Annotated in this window: 14 protein-coding genes and 3 tRNA genes; 9 read left to right on the plus strand and 8 right to left on the minus strand. The window is 68.6% G+C overall.

Annotated features, from left to right (window positions below; genetic code table 11):
• Positions 1 to 17: 17 nt before the first annotated feature.
• From DDF67_RS18330 to DDF67_RS18340, 3 genes are all read right to left on the minus strand, one after another.
• Positions 18 to 3,203, minus strand: coding sequence for an efflux RND transporter permease subunit (locus DDF67_RS18330; RefSeq protein ID WP_109102290.1), 3,186 nt, complete (start codon positions 3,201 to 3,203; stop codon positions 18 to 20).
• Between the two features lie 164 nt (positions 3,204 to 3,367).
• Complete coding sequence (locus tag DDF67_RS18335; protein ID WP_109102291.1) at positions 3,368 to 4,543, minus strand: efflux RND transporter periplasmic adaptor subunit; 1,176 nt, start codon at positions 4,541 to 4,543, stop codon at positions 3,368 to 3,370.
• Positions 4,544 to 4,614: 71 nt separating this feature from the next.
• Positions 4,615 to 4,794 carry a hypothetical protein gene (locus DDF67_RS18340; RefSeq protein ID WP_109102292.1) on the minus strand — a complete coding sequence of 60 codons (180 nt, stop codon included), beginning with the start codon at positions 4,792 to 4,794 and terminating at the stop codon, positions 4,615 to 4,617.
• Positions 4,795 to 4,962: 168 nt separating this feature from the next.
• Here DDF67_RS18340 and DDF67_RS18345 point away from each other — a divergent pair, with 168 nt between their 5' ends.
• Positions 4,963 to 5,604 (plus strand): TetR/AcrR family transcriptional regulator, encoded by a 642-nt coding sequence (locus tag DDF67_RS18345; protein WP_058348940.1) that lies wholly within the window; start codon positions 4,963 to 4,965, stop codon positions 5,602 to 5,604.
• Between the two features lie 134 nt (positions 5,605 to 5,738).
• On the opposite strand, the gene DDF67_RS18350 is transcribed toward DDF67_RS18345, so the two are convergent.
• Together DDF67_RS18350 and DDF67_RS18355 are read right to left on the minus strand one after the other, a co-directional pair.
• Complete coding sequence (locus DDF67_RS18350; protein ID WP_109102293.1) at positions 5,739 to 6,200, minus strand: low molecular weight protein-tyrosine-phosphatase; 462 nt, start codon at positions 6,198 to 6,200, stop codon at positions 5,739 to 5,741.
• A gap of 74 nt (positions 6,201 to 6,274) precedes the next feature.
• Positions 6,275 to 6,351, minus strand: a tRNA-Arg gene (locus tag DDF67_RS18355).
• Positions 6,352 to 6,639: 288 nt separating this feature from the next.
• Between DDF67_RS18355 and ggt the strand changes: the two genes are divergently transcribed.
• Entirely contained in the window at positions 6,640 to 8,409 is a 1,770-nt protein-coding gene (gene ggt / locus DDF67_RS18360) for a gamma-glutamyltransferase (RefSeq protein WP_109102294.1), read from the plus strand.
• A gap of 136 nt (positions 8,410 to 8,545) precedes the next feature.
• Here the strand turns inward: ggt and DDF67_RS18365 are convergent, their stop codons facing one another.
• Both DDF67_RS18365 and DDF67_RS18370 read right to left on the minus strand, forming a co-directional pair.
• Positions 8,546 to 8,977: an acyl-CoA thioesterase gene (locus tag DDF67_RS18365; RefSeq protein WP_101711763.1), complete on the minus strand. Its 432-nt coding sequence runs from the start codon at positions 8,975 to 8,977 to the stop codon at positions 8,546 to 8,548.
• A gap of 3 nt (positions 8,978 to 8,980) precedes the next feature.
• The gene (locus DDF67_RS18370) at positions 8,981 to 9,271 is read right to left on the minus strand and encodes a zinc-finger domain-containing protein (protein ID WP_109102295.1); all 291 of its coding nucleotides are present in this window, start codon (positions 9,269 to 9,271) and stop codon (positions 8,981 to 8,983) included.
• A 143-nt stretch (positions 9,272 to 9,414) separates the two neighbouring features.
• On the opposite strand from DDF67_RS18370, the gene DDF67_RS18375 reads away from it, so the two are divergent.
• On the plus strand, positions 9,415 to 10,377 hold the full coding sequence (locus DDF67_RS18375) for an ABC transporter ATP-binding protein (protein WP_109102296.1): 963 nt from the start codon (positions 9,415 to 9,417) through the stop codon (positions 10,375 to 10,377).
• A gap of 153 nt (positions 10,378 to 10,530) precedes the next feature.
• On the opposite strand, the gene DDF67_RS18380 is transcribed toward DDF67_RS18375, so the two are convergent.
• Entirely contained in the window at positions 10,531 to 11,433 is a 903-nt protein-coding gene (locus DDF67_RS18380; RefSeq protein WP_109102297.1) for a 5'-methylthioadenosine/S-adenosylhomocysteine nucleosidase, read from the minus strand.
• 136 nt (positions 11,434 to 11,569) lie between these two features.
• Between DDF67_RS18380 and DDF67_RS18385 the strand changes: the two genes are divergently transcribed.
• The 6 genes from DDF67_RS18385 to DDF67_RS18415 all read left to right on the plus strand — a co-directional run bounded on the left by DDF67_RS18385 (position 11,570) and on the right by DDF67_RS18415 (position 16,083).
• Positions 11,570 to 12,622, plus strand: a complete 1,053-nt coding sequence (locus DDF67_RS18385) for a purine nucleoside permease (protein WP_109102298.1) — start codon at positions 11,570 to 11,572, stop codon at positions 12,620 to 12,622.
• Between the two features lie 3 nt (positions 12,623 to 12,625).
• Positions 12,626 to 13,942: an NCS2 family permease gene (locus DDF67_RS18390; protein WP_109102299.1), complete on the plus strand. Its 1,317-nt coding sequence runs from the start codon at positions 12,626 to 12,628 to the stop codon at positions 13,940 to 13,942.
• Positions 13,943 to 14,000: 58 nt separating this feature from the next.
• Positions 14,001 to 14,077 (plus strand) — tRNA-Arg (locus DDF67_RS18395).
• A gap of 20 nt (positions 14,078 to 14,097) precedes the next feature.
• Positions 14,098 to 14,174, plus strand: a tRNA-Arg gene (locus tag DDF67_RS18400).
• Positions 14,175 to 14,383: 209 nt separating this feature from the next.
• Positions 14,384 to 14,650 carry a hypothetical protein gene (locus DDF67_RS18410; protein ID WP_109102300.1) on the plus strand — a complete coding sequence of 89 codons (267 nt, stop codon included), beginning with the start codon at positions 14,384 to 14,386 and terminating at the stop codon, positions 14,648 to 14,650.
• A gap of 296 nt (positions 14,651 to 14,946) precedes the next feature.
• The gene (locus DDF67_RS18415) at positions 14,947 to 16,083 is read left to right on the plus strand and encodes a hypothetical protein (RefSeq protein WP_146198054.1); all 1,137 of its coding nucleotides are present in this window, start codon (positions 14,947 to 14,949) and stop codon (positions 16,081 to 16,083) included.
• The last annotated feature ends 19 nt before the right edge of the window (positions 16,084 to 16,102 follow it).

Below are 16,102 nucleotides of genomic sequence, written 5' to 3' on the forward strand. Positions count from 1 at the left end.
GGAGGAGACGGGCGGCGTCAATGCGCCTGCGCCTCCACCGCCGGCGGGGCCGTCTTGACGGTCGCCAGCGACTTGCGGCCCGAGAGCCGGCGGATGACGTAGTAGAACACCGGCGTCAGGATCAGGCCGAAGACGGTCACGCCCAGCATGCCGGCGAACACCGCCACGCCCATGGCCCGGCGCATCTCGGCCCCGGCCCCGTGCGACACGACCAGCGGCCAGACGCCCATGATGAAGGCGATCGAGGTCATCAGGATGGGACGCAGGCGCAGGCGGCAGGCTTCCAGCACCGCCTGCAGCGGCGTGTCGCCCTCGATCTCGCGTTCGCGGGCGAACTCGACGATCAGGATGGCGTTCTTGCACGCCAGCCCCACCAGCACGATCAGGCCGATCTGGGTGAAGATGTTGTTGTCGCCGCCGGTGACCAGCACGCCGACCAGGGCCGACAGCAGGGTCATGGGCACGATCAGGATCACCACCAGCGGCAGGCTCCAGCTTTCGTACTGGGCCACCAGCACCAGGAAGGCCAGCAGCACGCACAGCGGGAAGATGTAGATCGCCGTGTTGCCGGCCAGGATCTGCTGGTAGGTCAGCTCGGTCCATTCGAAGCCGATGCCGCCCGGCAGTTCCTCTGCCGCGATCTTCTCCAGCGCCGCCTGGGCCTGGCCGGTCGAGAAGCCGGGCGCCGGGCCGCCGTTGATCTCGGCGGTCAGCATGCCGTTGTAGTGCATCTCGCGGTCGGGACCGGTGGCCTCCTTGAAGCTGACGAAGGCGCCCAGCGGGATCATCTGGCCGTCGCCGTTGCGGGTCTGCAGGCGCAGCATCTGCTCGGGCTGCAGACGGAAGTCCTGGTCGGCCTGCACGTTGACCTCGTAGGTCCGTCCGAAGCGGTTGAAGTCGTTGACGTACAGCGAGCCCAGATAGACCTGCAGGGTCTCGAAGAGGTCGGTCAGCGACACGCCCTGGGCGCGGGCCTTCTCGCGGTCGATATCGGCCTGGATCTTGGGCACGCTGACCTGGTAGCTGGAGAACACGCCGGCCAGGGCCGGATCCTTCTGGGCCTTGGCGATGATCGCCTGGGTCTGCTTGTAGAGCTCGTCCGAGCCCAGGCCGGCCTTGTCGACGATCTGCATGCGGAAGCCGCCGATGGTGCCCAGCCCCTGCACGGACGGCGGCGGGAAGACCGCGATCTGGGCGTCGGGGATGGCGGCGAACTTCTGGTTCAGCTGGCCTACGATGGCGCCGGCCGACAGGTCCTTGGAGCGGCGGTCCTTGAAGTCGCTGAGCGGGAAGAACACCGCGCCGGCGTTGGGGCTGTTGATGAAGCCGTTGGCCGACAGGCCAGGGAAGGCCACCGAGTGTTCGATGCCCGGGGTCTTCATGGCGATGTCGCCCATCTGCTTGATCACGGCCTCGGTGCGGTCCAGCGAGGCGGCGTCGGGCAGTTGCACGACGGCGACCACATAGGCCTTGTCCTGCTGCGGCACGAAGCCGGACGGGGTGCGGGCGAAGGCCAGCGCCGTCAGGACCAGCAGGCCGCCATAGACGAACAGCGAGGCGGTCGAACGGCCCAGGGTCATCTTCACGCCGCGGACATAGCCGTTCGAGGCGCGGTGGAAGACCTTGTTGAACGGAACGAACAGCCAGCCCAGCAGGCGGTCGATCAGCTTCTGGAAGCGGTCCTTGGGCGCGTGGTGCGACTTCAGGAGCACGGCGGCCAGGGCCGGCGACAGGGTCAGCGAGTTGACGGCCGAGATGATCGTCGAGATGGCGATCGTCAGGGCGAACTGACGGTAGAACTGGCCCGACAGGCCGGTGATGAAGGCCGTGGGGATGAACACCGCGCACAGCACCAGGGCCACGGCGATGATCGGGCCGGTGACCTCGCTCATCGCCTTGCGGGTGGCCTCGGGCGGCGACAGGCCGTTCTCGATATGCCGCTCGACGTTCTCGACCACGACGATGGCGTCATCGACGACGATGCCGATGGCCAGCACTAGGCCAAACAGGGTCAGAGCGTTGAGGCCGAAGCCCAGCAGCAGCATGATCGCGAAGGTGCCGATCAGCGACACCGGCACGGCCAGCAGCGGGATCACCGAGGCCCGCCAGCCCTGCAGGAAGATCACCACCACGATGACCACCAGGATGATGGCCTCGATCAGGGTGTGGACGACCGAGTCGATGCTTTCCTGCACGAAGGCGGTGGTGTCGTAGATGATCTCGTAGTCGACGCCCTCGGGGAAATCCTTCTTCAGCTCCTGCATGGTCTTCTTGACCTCGGCCGCCATTTCCAGGGCGTTGGAGCCGGGGCGCTGGAAGATCGGCACGGCGACGGCCGACTTGTTGTCCAGCAGGGAGCGCAGGGCGTAGTTGTTGGCGCCCAGTTCGACGCGGGCCACGTCGCCCAGGCGGGTGATCTGGCCGTCGGCGCCCGAGCGGATGATGACGTTGCGGAACTGGTCCTCGTCGGTCAGGCGCCCGGGGGCGTTGATCGACAGCTGGAATTCGGCGCCCGAGCCGGCGTTGGGCGGCGCGCCCAACTGGCCGGCGGCCACCTGGACGTTCTGCTCGCGCAGGGCCCGCACGACGTCGCCGGCGGTCATGCCGAGGGCCGCCACCTTCTCCGGATCCAGCCACACCCGCATGGAGTAGGCGCCGGCGCCGAAGATCTGCACGTCGCCCACGCCGTCGATGCGCTTCAGCCGGTCGCGCACGTTCAGCTGCGCGTAGTTGCTGAGGTACAGCATGTCGTAGCGGTTGTTGGGCGAGATCATGTGCACGACCAGGGTCAGGTCGGGCGAGGCCTTGTTGGTGGTCACGCCGATGCGCTGCACCTCCTGGGGCAGTTTCGGCAGGGCCTGGGCCACGCGGTTCTGCACCTGCACCTGGGCCTTATCCAGGTCGGTGCCGAGCGCGAAGGTCACGGTCAGGATCATGGCCCCGTCCGAGGCCGACTGGGACGACTGGTAGATCATCCCCTCGACGCCGTTGATGGCCTGTTCCAGCGGCGAGGCGACGGTCTCGCCGATCACCGACGGGTTGGCGCCCGGATAGGCCGCGCGCACCACGACGGTCGGCGGCACCACTTCGGGGTACTCGCTGATCGGCAGGTTGGGCAGGGCCACCAGCCCCGCGATGAAGATGACGATGGACAGCACGGCGGCGAACCGCGGTCGTCCGACGAAGAATTTTGCGAAATTCATGGGGAGCGTCCGGCAAGGGGAGGGACGTAAGGGGGCGTTCCCTCCCCCTGGATGGGGGAGGGCTAGGGTGGGGGTGTCTGCGGCGGTGGGGCTGGCGCCTTATCCTGACGCGCTGTCACCCCCATCCCCGGCCCTTCCCCCATCGAGGGGGAAGGGAGAGGGCACTAGTTCTGGCTCGTGCTCGTGGCCACCGAGGCCACCTTCTGCGGGCCGACTTCCAGCTGGCCCAGATCCGCGGCCTGGGTCTTCACCGCCACCGGAGCGACGGTGTCGCCGGGCTTGACCTTCTGCAGGCCGCCGACGATCACCCGGTCGCCGGGCTTGAGGCCCTGGCGGACGACGCGCAGGTTGCCGGCCAGCGGACCTACCTCGACCGGGCGGTACTGGGCCTTGTTGTCGGCGCCGACGACGATGACGTAGCGCTTGCCCAGGTCGGTCGCGATGGCGCGGTCGGGCGCCAGGGCGACGGTCTGGCTGGCGGCGCTGACCAGGCGGATGCGGGCGAACAGGCCCGGCGTGAACTTGCCGTCGGCATTGGCGAAGATCGCCCGGCCGCTGATCGTGCCGCTCTTGGCGTCGAGCGCGTTGTCGATGAACGACAGCTTGCCCTCGTGCGGATAGCCGTCTTCGGTCATCAGGCCCATATAGACGGGGCTTTGCTTGCCGCGCTCGGCGGCGGCGTACTTCAGGAAGGTCTGCTCGTCGGCGCTGAAGGCCGCATAGATGGGCGCGTCGGAGACCACGGTGGTCAGCATGTCGGCCTGGGTGACCAGGTTGCCGCGGGTGATGCGGGCCTTGGAGACGCGGCCGTCGATCGGCGAGACCACGCGGGTCCATTCCAGGTTCAGGCGGGCGGTCTGCAGGGCGGCCTGGGCGGCGGCGAGATTGGCCTGGGCGGCCTTTTCCTCGGAGGCCAGGCGGTCGAATTCGCTGCGGGCCAGGGCGTTCTGGTCGATCAGCCGCTGGCCGCGCTCGCGGTTGACGACGGCCAGGTCGAGGCCGGCCTTGGCCCGGGCCACCTCGGCGCCGGCGCGGGCGGCTTCGGCCTGGAACGGGCGCGGGTCGATCTCGAACAACACCTGGCCCTTGCGGACATAGGCGCCTTCGGAAAAGCGCACGGCGTTCACGTAGCCGCCGACCCGGGGGCGGATGTCGACGGTGTCGACCGCCTCGAGGCGGCCGGTGAAGTCGTCCCACTGGCGCAGCGACTTGAAGGCCACGTCGGCGACGGTGACCTGCACGGCGGGGGCGGGGCCCTGTTCGGGCTTGGCCTGGGCGCTGCAGGCGGCGAGAACTGCCAGCGCGGCGAGGCCGGCGAAGGTGTTGATGGCTTGGCGCATCGGAAGACCTGTCGAGAAAGACACCCGGGGGAGCGGGCGGACGGGGAGGAGAAGCAGGTACGCTTGGGGAACTATTCCCAGGTCGGCGGACGGTAGGGCCGCGACGACCGGGGGCGGGGCTTGGGCGCGGCGGCCTTGCCGATCCACCGCTGGATCGACCGGCCGTGACGCGCGGCGCTGGCCAGCCACCCTGTGGAGAGGCAGGCCTGGGTCGCTTCGGGGGCGGCGTTGATGTCGCTCGCGTTCGGCATGGCTTGCGCTCCGTTCAAGGGGTAATAGGGGGAGAAATGTCGCAGGGTCTGTTGCTTGACTTGGCTCGGCGGAATTACGATTTAGGATGTGACGATACCGTTCGGTATCACTCCATGGCGGAGAGATACTGACCGGTAACTCTCACGTCAAGGCGAGGTGCTGCGAAAATGGCTGCGAGAAAATCTGGGGAGGTCGGCTCGGGGGAGCTGGGAGCCGGGACGGCGTGCGCGCCGGACGGTCCGCCGGCGTCCAAGAGGCCCGCCCGCGACCGGATCTTCGAGACGGCCCGCGAGCTCTTCTACCAGCACGGCATCCGGGCGGTCGGCGTCGAGGCCATCGCGGCCGAGGCCGAGGCCACCAAGATGACCCTGTACCGGAACTTCCCGTCCAAGGACGAGCTGGTCGCCGAGGTGCTGCGCGAACAGGAGCGCGAATACTGGGCCTGGTGGGACGGCGTCACGGCCATGTGCTGCAGCGATCCGCGCGGCCAGCTCGAGGCGATTTTCGACGCCTTCGAGACCAAGGCCTGCGACATGAACATCCACGGCTGCCCGCTGGCCAACGCCGCCATCGAGCTGCACGAGGAGAACCATCCCGCCCAGCAGGTGTCGGTGAACTACAAGCGCTCGCTGCACGGCCGGCTGATCGACCTGTGCCGCCGCGCCGGCGCCGCCGATGACGAACTGGCCGACGCCCTGATGCTCTTGATGGAGGGCTCCTACACCGCCCGCGTCACCCTCGGCGCCGACGGTCCCGCCCGCTCGGTGGCCCGCGCCGCGCGCAGCCTGATCCGGGTGCACCTGGGATAGGGGTCCCGTTCGGCTTCGCCCGAAGATCCTCCCCCCTCCGGGGCCCTCTGGGGGAGGTGGCCCGGAGGGCCGGAGGGGGGCGTTTCGAAGTTGGTCGTTTCTTCGGCGACGCCTCTCCATTCAAGGAGAGCGTCCTATCGCCCGATCTTCGCCGCCAGCCCGCGCGCCCCGGCCACGGCGTCGGCCCAGGTGACCTCGAACCCGGCGTCGTCGCCGTAGTATGGATCGGCCACGGCCTCTCCGGCCCGCCCCTCGACGTGATCCAGCAGCAGGCTCAGCCGCGCGCGGCTCCCCGCCGGCGCCAGGCGCTTCAGGTTGCGCAGGTTGTCGAGATCCAGCGCCACCACATGGTCGAAGCGCTCGAAGTCGCCGGCCGTCACCTGCCGGGCCGCATAGCCGCCGATCTCCACCCCATGCCTTCGCGCCGTCGCCTGCGCCCGCCGATCCGGCGGATCGCCCGCGTGCCAGCCGCCGGTGCCGGCGGAATCCACGACCACGTCCAACCCCAGCCGTTTGACCTCCAGCCTGAACGCGGCCTCGGCCAACGGCGAGCGACAGATATTGCCCAGGCAGACGAAGAGTACGGAAACGCTCATGCCGCAGCGCTAAGGCCAAACCCGCCGCGCCGGCAACTCTGAATTTTCAGGAGGTTCTTCAAGGAGAAGAAGAATGGCGCGCCCGGAACGATTCGAACGTCCGACCCTCAGATTCGTAGTCTGATGCTCTATCCAGCTGAGCTACGGGCGCGCACTGCCTTGCGGCGAGGCGGGGGAGATACCCCGGACCCTGGGGGTGTGCAAGCGTCTTGTCGCAAGAAAGTCGCCGAAGCCGGTGGATAACCGCGCGATCCCTTGAAACATAAGGGTTTCCGGTGGTGAAAAAGATGTCGCAGGGGCGTGCGCGGGCGATTTTTCGCGAGCGTGGTGGCGGCGTCGGGGGCATGGTTCGTCGAATCTCCGCCGTCCGAGTCGGATTTCCGACGCCCTGGCCGGCCCGTTTCGCGCCCCAACGCCCGGTCTTCCGAAGGATCCGCCCATGCGCCTGCCCGTTCTCGCCGCCCTCGCCGTCCTGACCGCTTGCGGGGGGATCGCCGGCTGCGCGACCACGGCGGCGGCGCCGGATGCGGTCAAGCCGGCCGTCTCGGCGCCGAAGACCGCTCCCAGGACGTCTGGCGCGGCCGCCGCCTACAGCCCGCGCGGCATGGTGGCCTCGGCCAATCCGCTGGCCACCGAAGCGGGCCTGCGGGTGTTGCGCGAAGGCGGTTCGGCGGTCGACGCCGCCGTGGCCGTGCAGGCGGTGCTGGGCCTGGTGGAGCCGCAGAGCTCGGGCCTGGGCGGCGGCTCGTTCATGGTCTTCTACGACGCCAGGACCGGCAAGGTGACGGCCTATGACGGCCGCGAGACCGCCCCGGCGGCCGCGACGCCGGCCCTGTTCCTGGGCGACGACGGCAAGCCGGTGTCGTTCATCGCCGCGGTGCTGTCGGGCCGCTCGACCGGCGTGCCGGGCGCAGTGGCCATGCTAGCCCAGGCCCAGAAGGAGTACGGCGCCATCGGCTGGGACCGCCTGTTCCTCGACGCCGAAAAGCTGGCCGACCAGGGCTTCGTGGTCAGTCCCCGCCTGGCCTCGATGATCAACGGCCGCTCGCCCCAGGGCCAGACGCCCGACGCAACCGCCTATTTCACCAAGCCGGGCGGCCAGCGCTACCAGGCCGGAGAGACGCTGAAGAACCCCGCCTACGCCGCCACCGTGCGCCGCCTGGCCGCCGAAGGTCCCTCGGCCCTCTATGAAGGCCCGCTGGCGCAGGCCATCGTCGCCAAGCTGCACGAGGGCGAGCGCCCTTCGGCCATGACCCTGGCGGACCTGAAGGCCTACAAGCCGCGCTCGGACGACGCCCTGTGCCGGCCGTGGAAGGTCTACACCGTCTGCGTGCCCAACCCGTCGTCGAGCGGGGTGTCGCTGCTGCAGGCGCTGCTGATGCTCGAGCACACCGACATCTCAAGGCGCAACCGGAACGACCCGATCGCCTGGACCCAGATCGCCGAGGCCGAGCGCGTCATGTACGCCGACCGCGACCGCTATGTCGGCGACCCGGGCAAGGTGAGCGTGCCGGTCGAAGGGCTGCTGGAGCCGGCCTATGTGAAGGCGCGCGCCAGGCTGATTGGCGAGACGGCCGGTCCCGCCCCGAGCTTTGGCCTGCCCAAGGGCGCGCCCAGGGTCGGTCCGGACTCGACGATCGAGCCGGGCGGCACCACCCACTTCGTGATCGTCGACGCGGCCGGCAACGTGGTGTCGATGACCACCACGGTCGAGAGCATCTTCGGCTCGGGCCGGATGGTCGGCGGCTTCTTCCTCAACAACCAGCTGACCGACTTCAACTTTGCGCCGACCGACAAGGACGGCCTGCCCGGCGCCAACGCCGTGGCCGGGGGCAAGCGCCCGCGCTCGTCGATGTCGCCGGTTGTGGTGCTGGACGGCAAGGGCAAGTTCCTGGCCGCCGTCGGCTCGCCGGGCGGCTCGGCCATCCTGTCCTATAATCTGAAGGCCATGGTCGGGGTGTTCGACTGGGGCCTGTCGATGCAGGAGGCCGTCGCCCTGCCCAACCTGGTGGCGCGCGGCGACACTTTCTCGGGCGAGGTGGGCCGCTTCGGCCCCGAACTGACCGCGGCCCTGCAGGCGCGCGGCGTTATGGTCAAGGAAGGCCAGAACGAGAATTCGGGACTGCACGGGGTGATCGTGCGTGAGGGCGGCGTGCTGGAAGGCGGCGCGGATCCGCGTCGCGAAGGCGTGGCCAAGGGTCTGGAGTAGGCGCTGGGAATAGATCCTCCCCCTGAAGGGGGAGGTGGCCCGAAGGGCCGGAGGGGGAAGCGGCTGCTGAAGCGCCGCTATCACTTCCCCCTCAGTCGGCTTCGCCGACAGCTCCCCCTTCAGGGGGAGCATCTTTCTACGGCAGCGGACGCGGCTTGCGGTCTTCGCCGATGGCGACGAACGTGAACACGCCCTGCGTCACCTTGTGGGCCTTCTCGCCATCGCGGCGGCGGCGCCAGGCTTCGACCTCGACCTTCAGCGAGGTGCGGCCCGTATGGACGATGCGCGCGAACAGGCTGACCTCGTCGCCGACGAACACCGGGCTGATGAACACCATGCCGTCGACGGCGATGGTGGCGCAGCGGCCGGCCGCCCGGTGGAAGGCGATCGAGGCCGCGGCCAGGTCCATCTGAGACAGCAGCCAGCCGCCGAAGATGTCGCCTTCGGGGTTGGTGTCCGAGGGCATGGCGATGGCGCGCAGGACCGGCGGGTCGTGCGGCCACTCGGCGGCTTCCCACGCCTTGGCGAGGGTCTCGGCGCGCGGGCCGGAGAGCGAGGAATCGTCCACGGGTTAGTGGCCGCCCGGGCCTTCGTAGACGCCGGGGGCGAGACGCTCGTCCTCGTCGTGGCCGGCGTGGGTCGAGGCGATGAAGCGGCGATCGCAATAGGGGCAGTCGACCGAACCGGCTTCGCCCATCTCCAGCCAAACGCGCGGATGGCCCAGCGCGCCGCCGACGCCGTCGCAGGCGATGCGGTGCGAGTGGACGTGGATGATCTCGGGGGCGGGACCGGCGCCGATCTCGGCCACGGCGACATCCATGGCGGTGGGGGCGGTCGGAGCTTCGGACTTGGCCTTGGCCATGGGGAACTACCTTCGAATTCTGAGCGCGGCCTTGGCTAGGCGGCGAACGAGGCATACCTATGCGACGCGTCGGCGCCCCGTCAATTCGACGAAGCCGCGCATGCTTCTGTTTTCAAGGCCTTCCGCCCCCGATTGGACGCTTCATGGACCTGCCTGCCTACGCGATCGAAGCCGAGGGCCTGTTCAAGACCTATCCCGCCACCAAGACCGCGCCCGAGAAGCGCGCGCTGAACGGCATCGACCTGAAGGTGCCGCGCGGTTCGATCTTCGGCCTGCTGGGTCCCAACGGGGCGGGCAAGTCCACCTTCATCAACATCCTGGCCGGCCTGACCCGCAAGTCCAGCGGCACTGTGCGGATCTGGGGCCGCGACATCGACGAGCGCCCGCGCGACGCCCGCGCCGCCATCGGCGTGGTGCCGCAGGAACTGGCCGCCGACGTCTTCTTCACCCCGCGCGAGTCGCTGGAGGTGCAGGCCGGCTATTACGGCGTGCCCAAGAACGAGCGCCGCACCGACGAGCTGCTGAACGCCCTGGGCCTGGGCGACAAGGCCAATGCTTATGTCCGCCAGCTGTCGGGCGGCATGAAGCGGCGCCTGATGGTGGCCAAGGCCATGGTCCACCAGCCGCCGGTGCTGATCCTCGACGAGCCGACCGCCGGGGTCGACGTCGAGCTGCGCCGCCAGCTTTGGGAATATGTGAAGGGCCTGCACGAGCTGGGCGTGACCATCGTGCTGACCACCCACTACCTGGAAGAGGCCCAGGAACTGTGCGACCAGATCGCCATCGTCAACCGCGGCGAGGTGGTGGTCTGCGAGCCGACCCCGACTTTGCTGCGCCGCATGGATATCCGCAACGTGGTGGTGACGCCGGAGAGCCCCCTGGACGCGGCCCCCGTGCTGGAAGGCTTCGAGACCAGGGGCCGCGCCGGCGGCGCCTTCTCGGTCAGCTATCGCACGGGCCAGTCGAGCGTCGAGCACGTGCTGGCCGCCGTGCGCGCGGCGGGCGTGTCGATCAAGGATATCGCCACCGAAGATCCGGACCTGGAGGACGTGTTCGTGTCGCTGACCTACGGCGATCCGAACGCCAAGGATCCGCTGAAGACTTGAAACAGGAACCTCCCCCGATGGGGGAGGCGGCCGAAGGCCGGTGGGGGGACGTTTTCAGCTGCCGAGCAGGGCGGCCGATTTCGTCGTCATTTCCCCCCACCGTCGGCTTCGCCGACACCTCCCCCACAGGGGGAGGTTCCTTGTTGATTGGCTTCAAGACAACGCCTTCACGAACGCCCGCACCACCGTCGCCGAATTGTCCGCCGCCAGCCGCAGGAACACCGGGAACTGGTTGGTGGCCGGATCGCCGCCGGCCAGGTCCGACAGGCTGCGGAAGGCGATGAACGGGGTCTTGTTCACGTAGGCCACCTGGGCCACGGCGGCGCTCTCCATGTCGAGCACGCGGGCGCCGAAGGTCTTGTGGGCGTAGTCGCGGAAGGCGGCGTTGTCGACGAACACCGGGCCCGAGCCGCCGGCCCCGCCGACCACCACCTTGGGCGGCTTGGCCAGACACTGGTCGGCCGCGCAGCGCTTCAAGGCCAGGCCCTCCACCGACTTGCGGGCAAGAGCGATCAGCGCCGGATCGGCGGCGAACGACAGCCGGTCCTCGGGCTTGCTCGGATCCTGCGTCACCGTCACCGCGCGCGGATGCATCATGCCGAAATTGGGCAGATCGCTGACCAGGCCGGGCGTCGGCGAAAAGCCGCCCGGAACCTCTCGGGCATAGGCCATTTCCGAGGTCTGGGCCCAGGTCTCGGGCGCCACCACGTCGCCGACTTCAAGTCCGGGGTCCGCGCCGCCAGCCACGCCGGAGAAGACGATGCGGCTGACGTGGAAGCGGTCCAGCGCGGCCTGGGTGGTCATGGCCGCATTGACCATGCTGATCCCCGACAGGAACAGCACCACCGGCTTGCCCTCCAGCGTGCCGGTGACGAAGCGCGTGCCGGCGGCCGTGAATTCCTTCTTGTTCGAGGTCGCCGCCTCCAGCGCCGCCATTTCCGGCGGGAAGGCGCTGACCACGGCCGTGCGCGGCGCGGTGTCAAAGCGCTCGGCGGCGGCCGCGCCGATCGGCGCCGACAGCAGGGCGAGAGCAAGGGCGGTCGAGGCGATACGCATGGCGAGGCTTCCGGTGGTCGATTCGGCGGCAACCTAGCCTCGCGAACGCCGCCCCCGGAAGGCCGCACGGCGCCGCTGTTGCATCGACTCCCCTAAGCGACGATTTTCGCGCCGTTTTTCAGCGAGCGGGGCAGGCATGCGGGCTTGGATTCTCAGAACATTGGTCGCTCTCGCGGCCATCCTTGGCGCGACCGCGCCGGCCATGGCGGCTTCCAAGCCGATCCCGATCAAGGTGGTGGTCGTCACCACCTTCGAGATCGGGGCCGACACCGGCGACGTCGCCGGCGAGTTCCAGCCCTGGGTCGAGGGCTGGCCGCTGAAGCGCGAAATCAAGGTGCCGGGCATCCGCCACGTCGCCCGCTATTCCGACGACGGCGTGCTGGCCATCGTCAGCGACATGCGCGGCCGCACCCGTGAAAGCGTCGCGGCCCTGATCCTGTCCAACCAGTTCGACCTGACCAAGGCCTACTGGATCGTCAGCGGCATCGCCGGCGTCGATCCTGCGTCCGCCTCGGTCGGCAGCGCCGCCTGGGCCCGATACGTCGTCGACGCCGACCCGATCTACGAGGTCGACGACCGCGAGATCCCGGCCGACTGGCCCTACGGCCTCTATTCCAACGACGCCGATCGTCCCAACGTGAAGGGCAAGGCCGAGGGGGCCAGCGCCATGGTTTGGACCCTGGATCGCGGCCTGGTCGACTGGGCCTATGAGCTGACCAAGGACGTGGCGCTGCCCGACAATCCCGATCTGGTCAAACTGCGCGCCGGCTATGTGAAGGAGCCGCTGGCGGCCCGCCCGCCTTTCGTGCTGCAGGGCGACGCCCTGGGCGCGGTGCGCTTCTGGCACGGGACGCACCGCACCCAGTGGGCCCGCGACTGGGTCAGGCTCTGGACCGACGGCGCGGGGACCTTCACCATGAGCGACTGCGAAGACCAGGGGATCCTCGACGTGCTCGACGCCCATGCCGACAGCGGCCGCATCGATCGGCGCCGGGTGCTGGTGCTGCGCACCGCCAGCAACTACACGCGCCCGCCCCTGGGCGAGCCGACCTTCCCGCGCGTGCTGCACGACGACGGCGCCAAGGCCGCCTTCGAAGCCGAATTCCTGGTCGGAGGCGTTGTCGCCCGCGACCTCGTCAAGAACTGGGACCGTCGCGCGGCGGCCCTGCCTCAGGCTGGAGCCCGATAGGCCATGCTCGAACGTCTCTTCAAGCTGCAGGCCCAGGGGACCAACGTCCGCACCGAGGTGCTGGCCGGCTTCACCACCTTCATGACCATGGCCTATATCGTCGTGGTCAATCCGGCGATCCTGGCCGAGACCGGCATGCCGGTGGCCGCCGTCGCCGCCGCCACCTGCCTGGCCGCCGGCCTGGGCTCGATCCTGATGGGCCTGATCGCCAACTACCCGCTGGCCCTGGCGCCGGGCATGGGCCTCAACGCCTACTTCACCTACACCGTGGTCAAGGGCATGGGCGTGCCGTGGGAAACTGCGCTGGGCTGCGTGTTCATCTCAGGCGTGGCCTTCCTGATCCTGACCGTGGCGGGCATCCGCCAGATGATCGTGGGGGCGATCCCCCGGCCGCTGTTCTCGGCGGTCGCGGCGGGCGTTGGCCTGTTCATCGCCTTCATCGGCCTGAAAAGCGCCGGCGTCATCGTCGCCGACCCGGCCACGGCCGTGGCCCTGGGCGACCTGACCACCCCGACGGCGGCCCTGGCCCTGATCGGCCTCGTCGTCATCGCGGCCCTGCAGGCCTGGCGGGTGAAGGGCGCGATCCTGATCGGCATCCTGCTGGCCGCCGTGGCCGGCTGGCTGCTGGGCCTGTCGAAGTTCACGCCGGGCGCCTACAGCCTCTCGGACCTGTCGGCGACCATGTTCAAGATGGACATCGGCGCGGCCCTGCACCTGCAGGGCGGCATGGGCATCGCCCTGCTCGAGATCATCTTCGTCTTCCTGTTCGTCGACCTGTTCGACAATGTCGGCACCCTGGTGGCCGTCACCAAGAAGGCCGGTCTCGTCGAGCCCGACGGCACGATCCCGCGGCTCAACCGCATCCTCACCGCCGACTCCGCCGCCACCATGATCGGCGCGGCGGCCGGCACCAGCACCGTCTGCAGCTACATCGAGAGCGCCTCGGGCGTCACCGCCGGCGGCCGCACGGGCCTGACCGCCGTGGTGGTCGGGATCCTCTTCCTGATCACCCTGTTCTTCGCCCCGCTGGTGCAGGCCATCCCGGCCGCCGCCACCGCTCCGGCCCTGGTGCTGGTGGGGGCGCTGATGATCGGCTCGCTGGCCGAGGTCGACTGGACCGACCCGACGGTGGCCATCCCGGCCTTCCTGACGGTGATCACCATCCCGCTGACCTTCTCGATCGCCAACGGCCTGGCGTTCGGCATCACCAGCTACGCGATCCTCAAGGCCGCGACCGGCAAGCTGCGCAAGGGCGACTGGCTGCTGGTGATCCTCGCGGCGCTGTTCGTCATCCGCTTCGTCTATCTGGCGAAAGGCTGACCAAAACCCTTTGCGCGAGCGCGGCTTTCGGCTAAGACCGCGCTTCCGCAAGGCGGATGCACCCGTAGCTCAGCTGGATAGAGCGTTGCCCTCCGAAGGCAAAGGTCACACGTTCGAATCGTGTCGGGTGCGCCAGTCGTCTTGCCAAGAAATGCGCGCCCGTAGCTCAGCTGGATAGAGCATCAGACTACGAATCTGAGGGTCGGACGTTCGAATCGTTCCGGGCGCGCCACTTCGGTTTGAAACTGCGAACTTCGATAATCGCTGTGGTTTCGCCCGTTGAGGCGACCAAGGTTCGCAGCAAATCGGTCCAATTTCCCATAATTTGGATTTCTTTCGTCGAGAGCACTTCAACGCGCTGAGCCACGGCGCGGACGTGTTCGCGGCGATATGAGCCGTCTTCGGCCCCGCAGCCTACTGAGCCATAGAGGCTTGAACTAGATGAACAGCTCTCCAGGCCTTATCGACATCAGCATCCCCAGGGACGTCGCTCTCGTCCTGTTCGAATGGCTGGCGGACATGCGCGAGACCGCCAGCGCCGCGGGCAGGATCGCCGGACAGGAGGAGCAACTTCTTTTAGCCGAACACGTGGCGCTCGACACCCTGGAGGCGGCCCTCGAGGTCAAGTTGGAGGAGGTCTTTCTGCCCGAGTACAAGTCGATCGTTCAGGCGGCCAGGGACAGGCTGTCTTCGACCGCGAACGAATAGCACGGACCCGTTCGGTCCTGTGTTTTGGCACAGTGACGCACCAGGAGCGCTCGCCAAAAGCTTCACAGCGGCCCGCAGGCTGCGGGGTGGGGCGAGATGCGAAATTTCATGCCGATGGCCCGACAGGCTTCCGCGTTCAAGCGCGTGCTCGGCTTTGGGCTGGCGGCCTTGCCCGCCGCCTTCGCCTTTCCCCAACCGTTCCCGGCGGAGATGGTCGTCACAGGATGGCAATAGCCCCTTGGGGATCGCCCCGAGGCGCCGAGGGGGCGGGGCGAGGTTTCAGGAGAATTGCGGAGTTGCTGCTTGGCTCGGCGAAATCGGCCGCCGCCGCTGCGGGAAGCGATCTGCCAGGACTGGTCGAGGAGCCATTCTGCCGTGGCCGGCTAGACGTGCCCGGTGTCCTGCTGATTGTCTTTTCCGGCCTTGGAACACATGCGGCGCGGCCATACGATTTTTCCGGCCTCGCGCACCGGCCCGACTGCTCGGTGCTGCTGGTCCGCGATCCTTCCGACAGTTGGTTCCACGGCGTTCCGGGCGTTGAGGGCGGCGCGGAAGGGTTCGCCCGACGCCTGGCCGCATATGCGCGCGGCTACTCGCGCGTCGTCTGCGTAGGCTACAGCATGGGCGGCTACGCGGCCCTGCTTTTCGGCAGATTGCTGCAGGCCGACGTCACTCTGTCCTTCGCGCCGCAGACCGTGCTGACCGCATGCGGCATGGCGCGGCTGGCCGATCCACGCTGGCGAGACCACCTGGACAAGGTGCGAGCGCTCGAAGCGCCCCGCGGACTTATGGACCTGAAAGCCCTATTCGCGGAAACCGCCGCTTCCGCCGCTCGCCGCCGAACCTCGATCTACTTCCCGGCGGCCGGCGACGCGCTGGACCGATTGCATGCGCGCCGCCTCTCCGACCACGCAGATCTGGTCGAGTTGGGCGACGACGTCGCCCACTCAGGTTTTGCGATCTGGCTGAGGCGGTCGGGCGCCCTGCGGCTTTTGATCGACGAGGCGGTTGGCGGCATCCGTGGAAACCTTGCTGGCGCGACCGATCGCTACGCGCGCTGGCTGGACGGACTGGCCTACGAATTGTGGATCGACCCGCCTTCCCAATGGGGCCGAGCGGCAGGCGAGGTTCGGGTGACCGGCGTCGTCCACAAGATCGGGAACGGTGTGCTGGCCGTCGACGGCTCTTCGGAACGCCCCGTCCGGGTGGGCGCCCGGCGTCTGTCCATCGACGGTCGGGCTCCGTGGCCAGTGGAATGGCGACACGACTTCGACGCATCTGCGCTGGTCCCGGGCGGCAAGTATCCATTCGGTCTGTGCTTCCAGTCGTCGCAGTTGCCCGCCGGGCCCAACCCGATCTCGATCTCACTGGTCAAGGAGCACGAGTTCTGGTTTCGAGACCTTGGACTTCCGGAGACCGTCCTCGTCCTCTGAGGTCGCCACGCGAGCCTGG

The organism is Caulobacter endophyticus (genome assembly GCF_003116815.1).
Classification (GTDB): domain Bacteria; phylum Pseudomonadota; class Alphaproteobacteria; order Caulobacterales; family Caulobacteraceae; genus Caulobacter; species Caulobacter endophyticus.

Bases quoted from the DNA above. Each gene is read 5' to 3' on its own strand.
- DDF67_RS18350 (WP_109102293.1), bottom strand. From the start codon at position 6,200: ATGAGCGTTTCCGTACTCTTCGTCTGCCTGGGCAATATCTGTCGCTCG.
- DDF67_RS18390 (WP_109102299.1), top strand. From the start codon at position 12,626: ATGCTCGAACGTCTCTTCAAGCTGCAGGCCCAGGGGACCAACGTCCGC.
- DDF67_RS18375 (WP_109102296.1), top strand. From the start codon at position 9,415: ATGGACCTGCCTGCCTACGCGATCGAAGCCGAGGGCCTGTTCAAGACC.
- DDF67_RS18335 (WP_109102291.1), bottom strand. From the start codon at position 4,543: ATGCGCCAAGCCATCAACACCTTCGCCGGCCTCGCCGCGCTGGCAGTT.
- DDF67_RS18410 (WP_109102300.1), top strand. From the start codon at position 14,384: ATGAACAGCTCTCCAGGCCTTATCGACATCAGCATCCCCAGGGACGTC.
- DDF67_RS18345 (WP_058348940.1), top strand. From the start codon at position 4,963: ATGGCTGCGAGAAAATCTGGGGAGGTCGGCTCGGGGGAGCTGGGAGCC.
- DDF67_RS18385 (WP_109102298.1), top strand. From the start codon at position 11,570: ATGCGGGCTTGGATTCTCAGAACATTGGTCGCTCTCGCGGCCATCCTT.
- DDF67_RS18340 (WP_109102292.1), bottom strand. From the start codon at position 4,794: ATGCCGAACGCGAGCGACATCAACGCCGCCCCCGAAGCGACCCAGGCC.
- DDF67_RS18330 (WP_109102290.1), bottom strand. From the start codon at position 3,203: ATGAATTTCGCAAAATTCTTCGTCGGACGACCGCGGTTCGCCGCCGTG.
- DDF67_RS18370 (WP_109102295.1), bottom strand. From the start codon at position 9,271: ATGGCCAAGGCCAAGTCCGAAGCTCCGACCGCCCCCACCGCCATGGAT.
- DDF67_RS18380 (WP_109102297.1), bottom strand. From the start codon at position 11,433: ATGCGTATCGCCTCGACCGCCCTTGCTCTCGCCCTGCTGTCGGCGCCG.
- ggt (WP_109102294.1), top strand. From the start codon at position 6,640: ATGCGCCTGCCCGTTCTCGCCGCCCTCGCCGTCCTGACCGCTTGCGGG.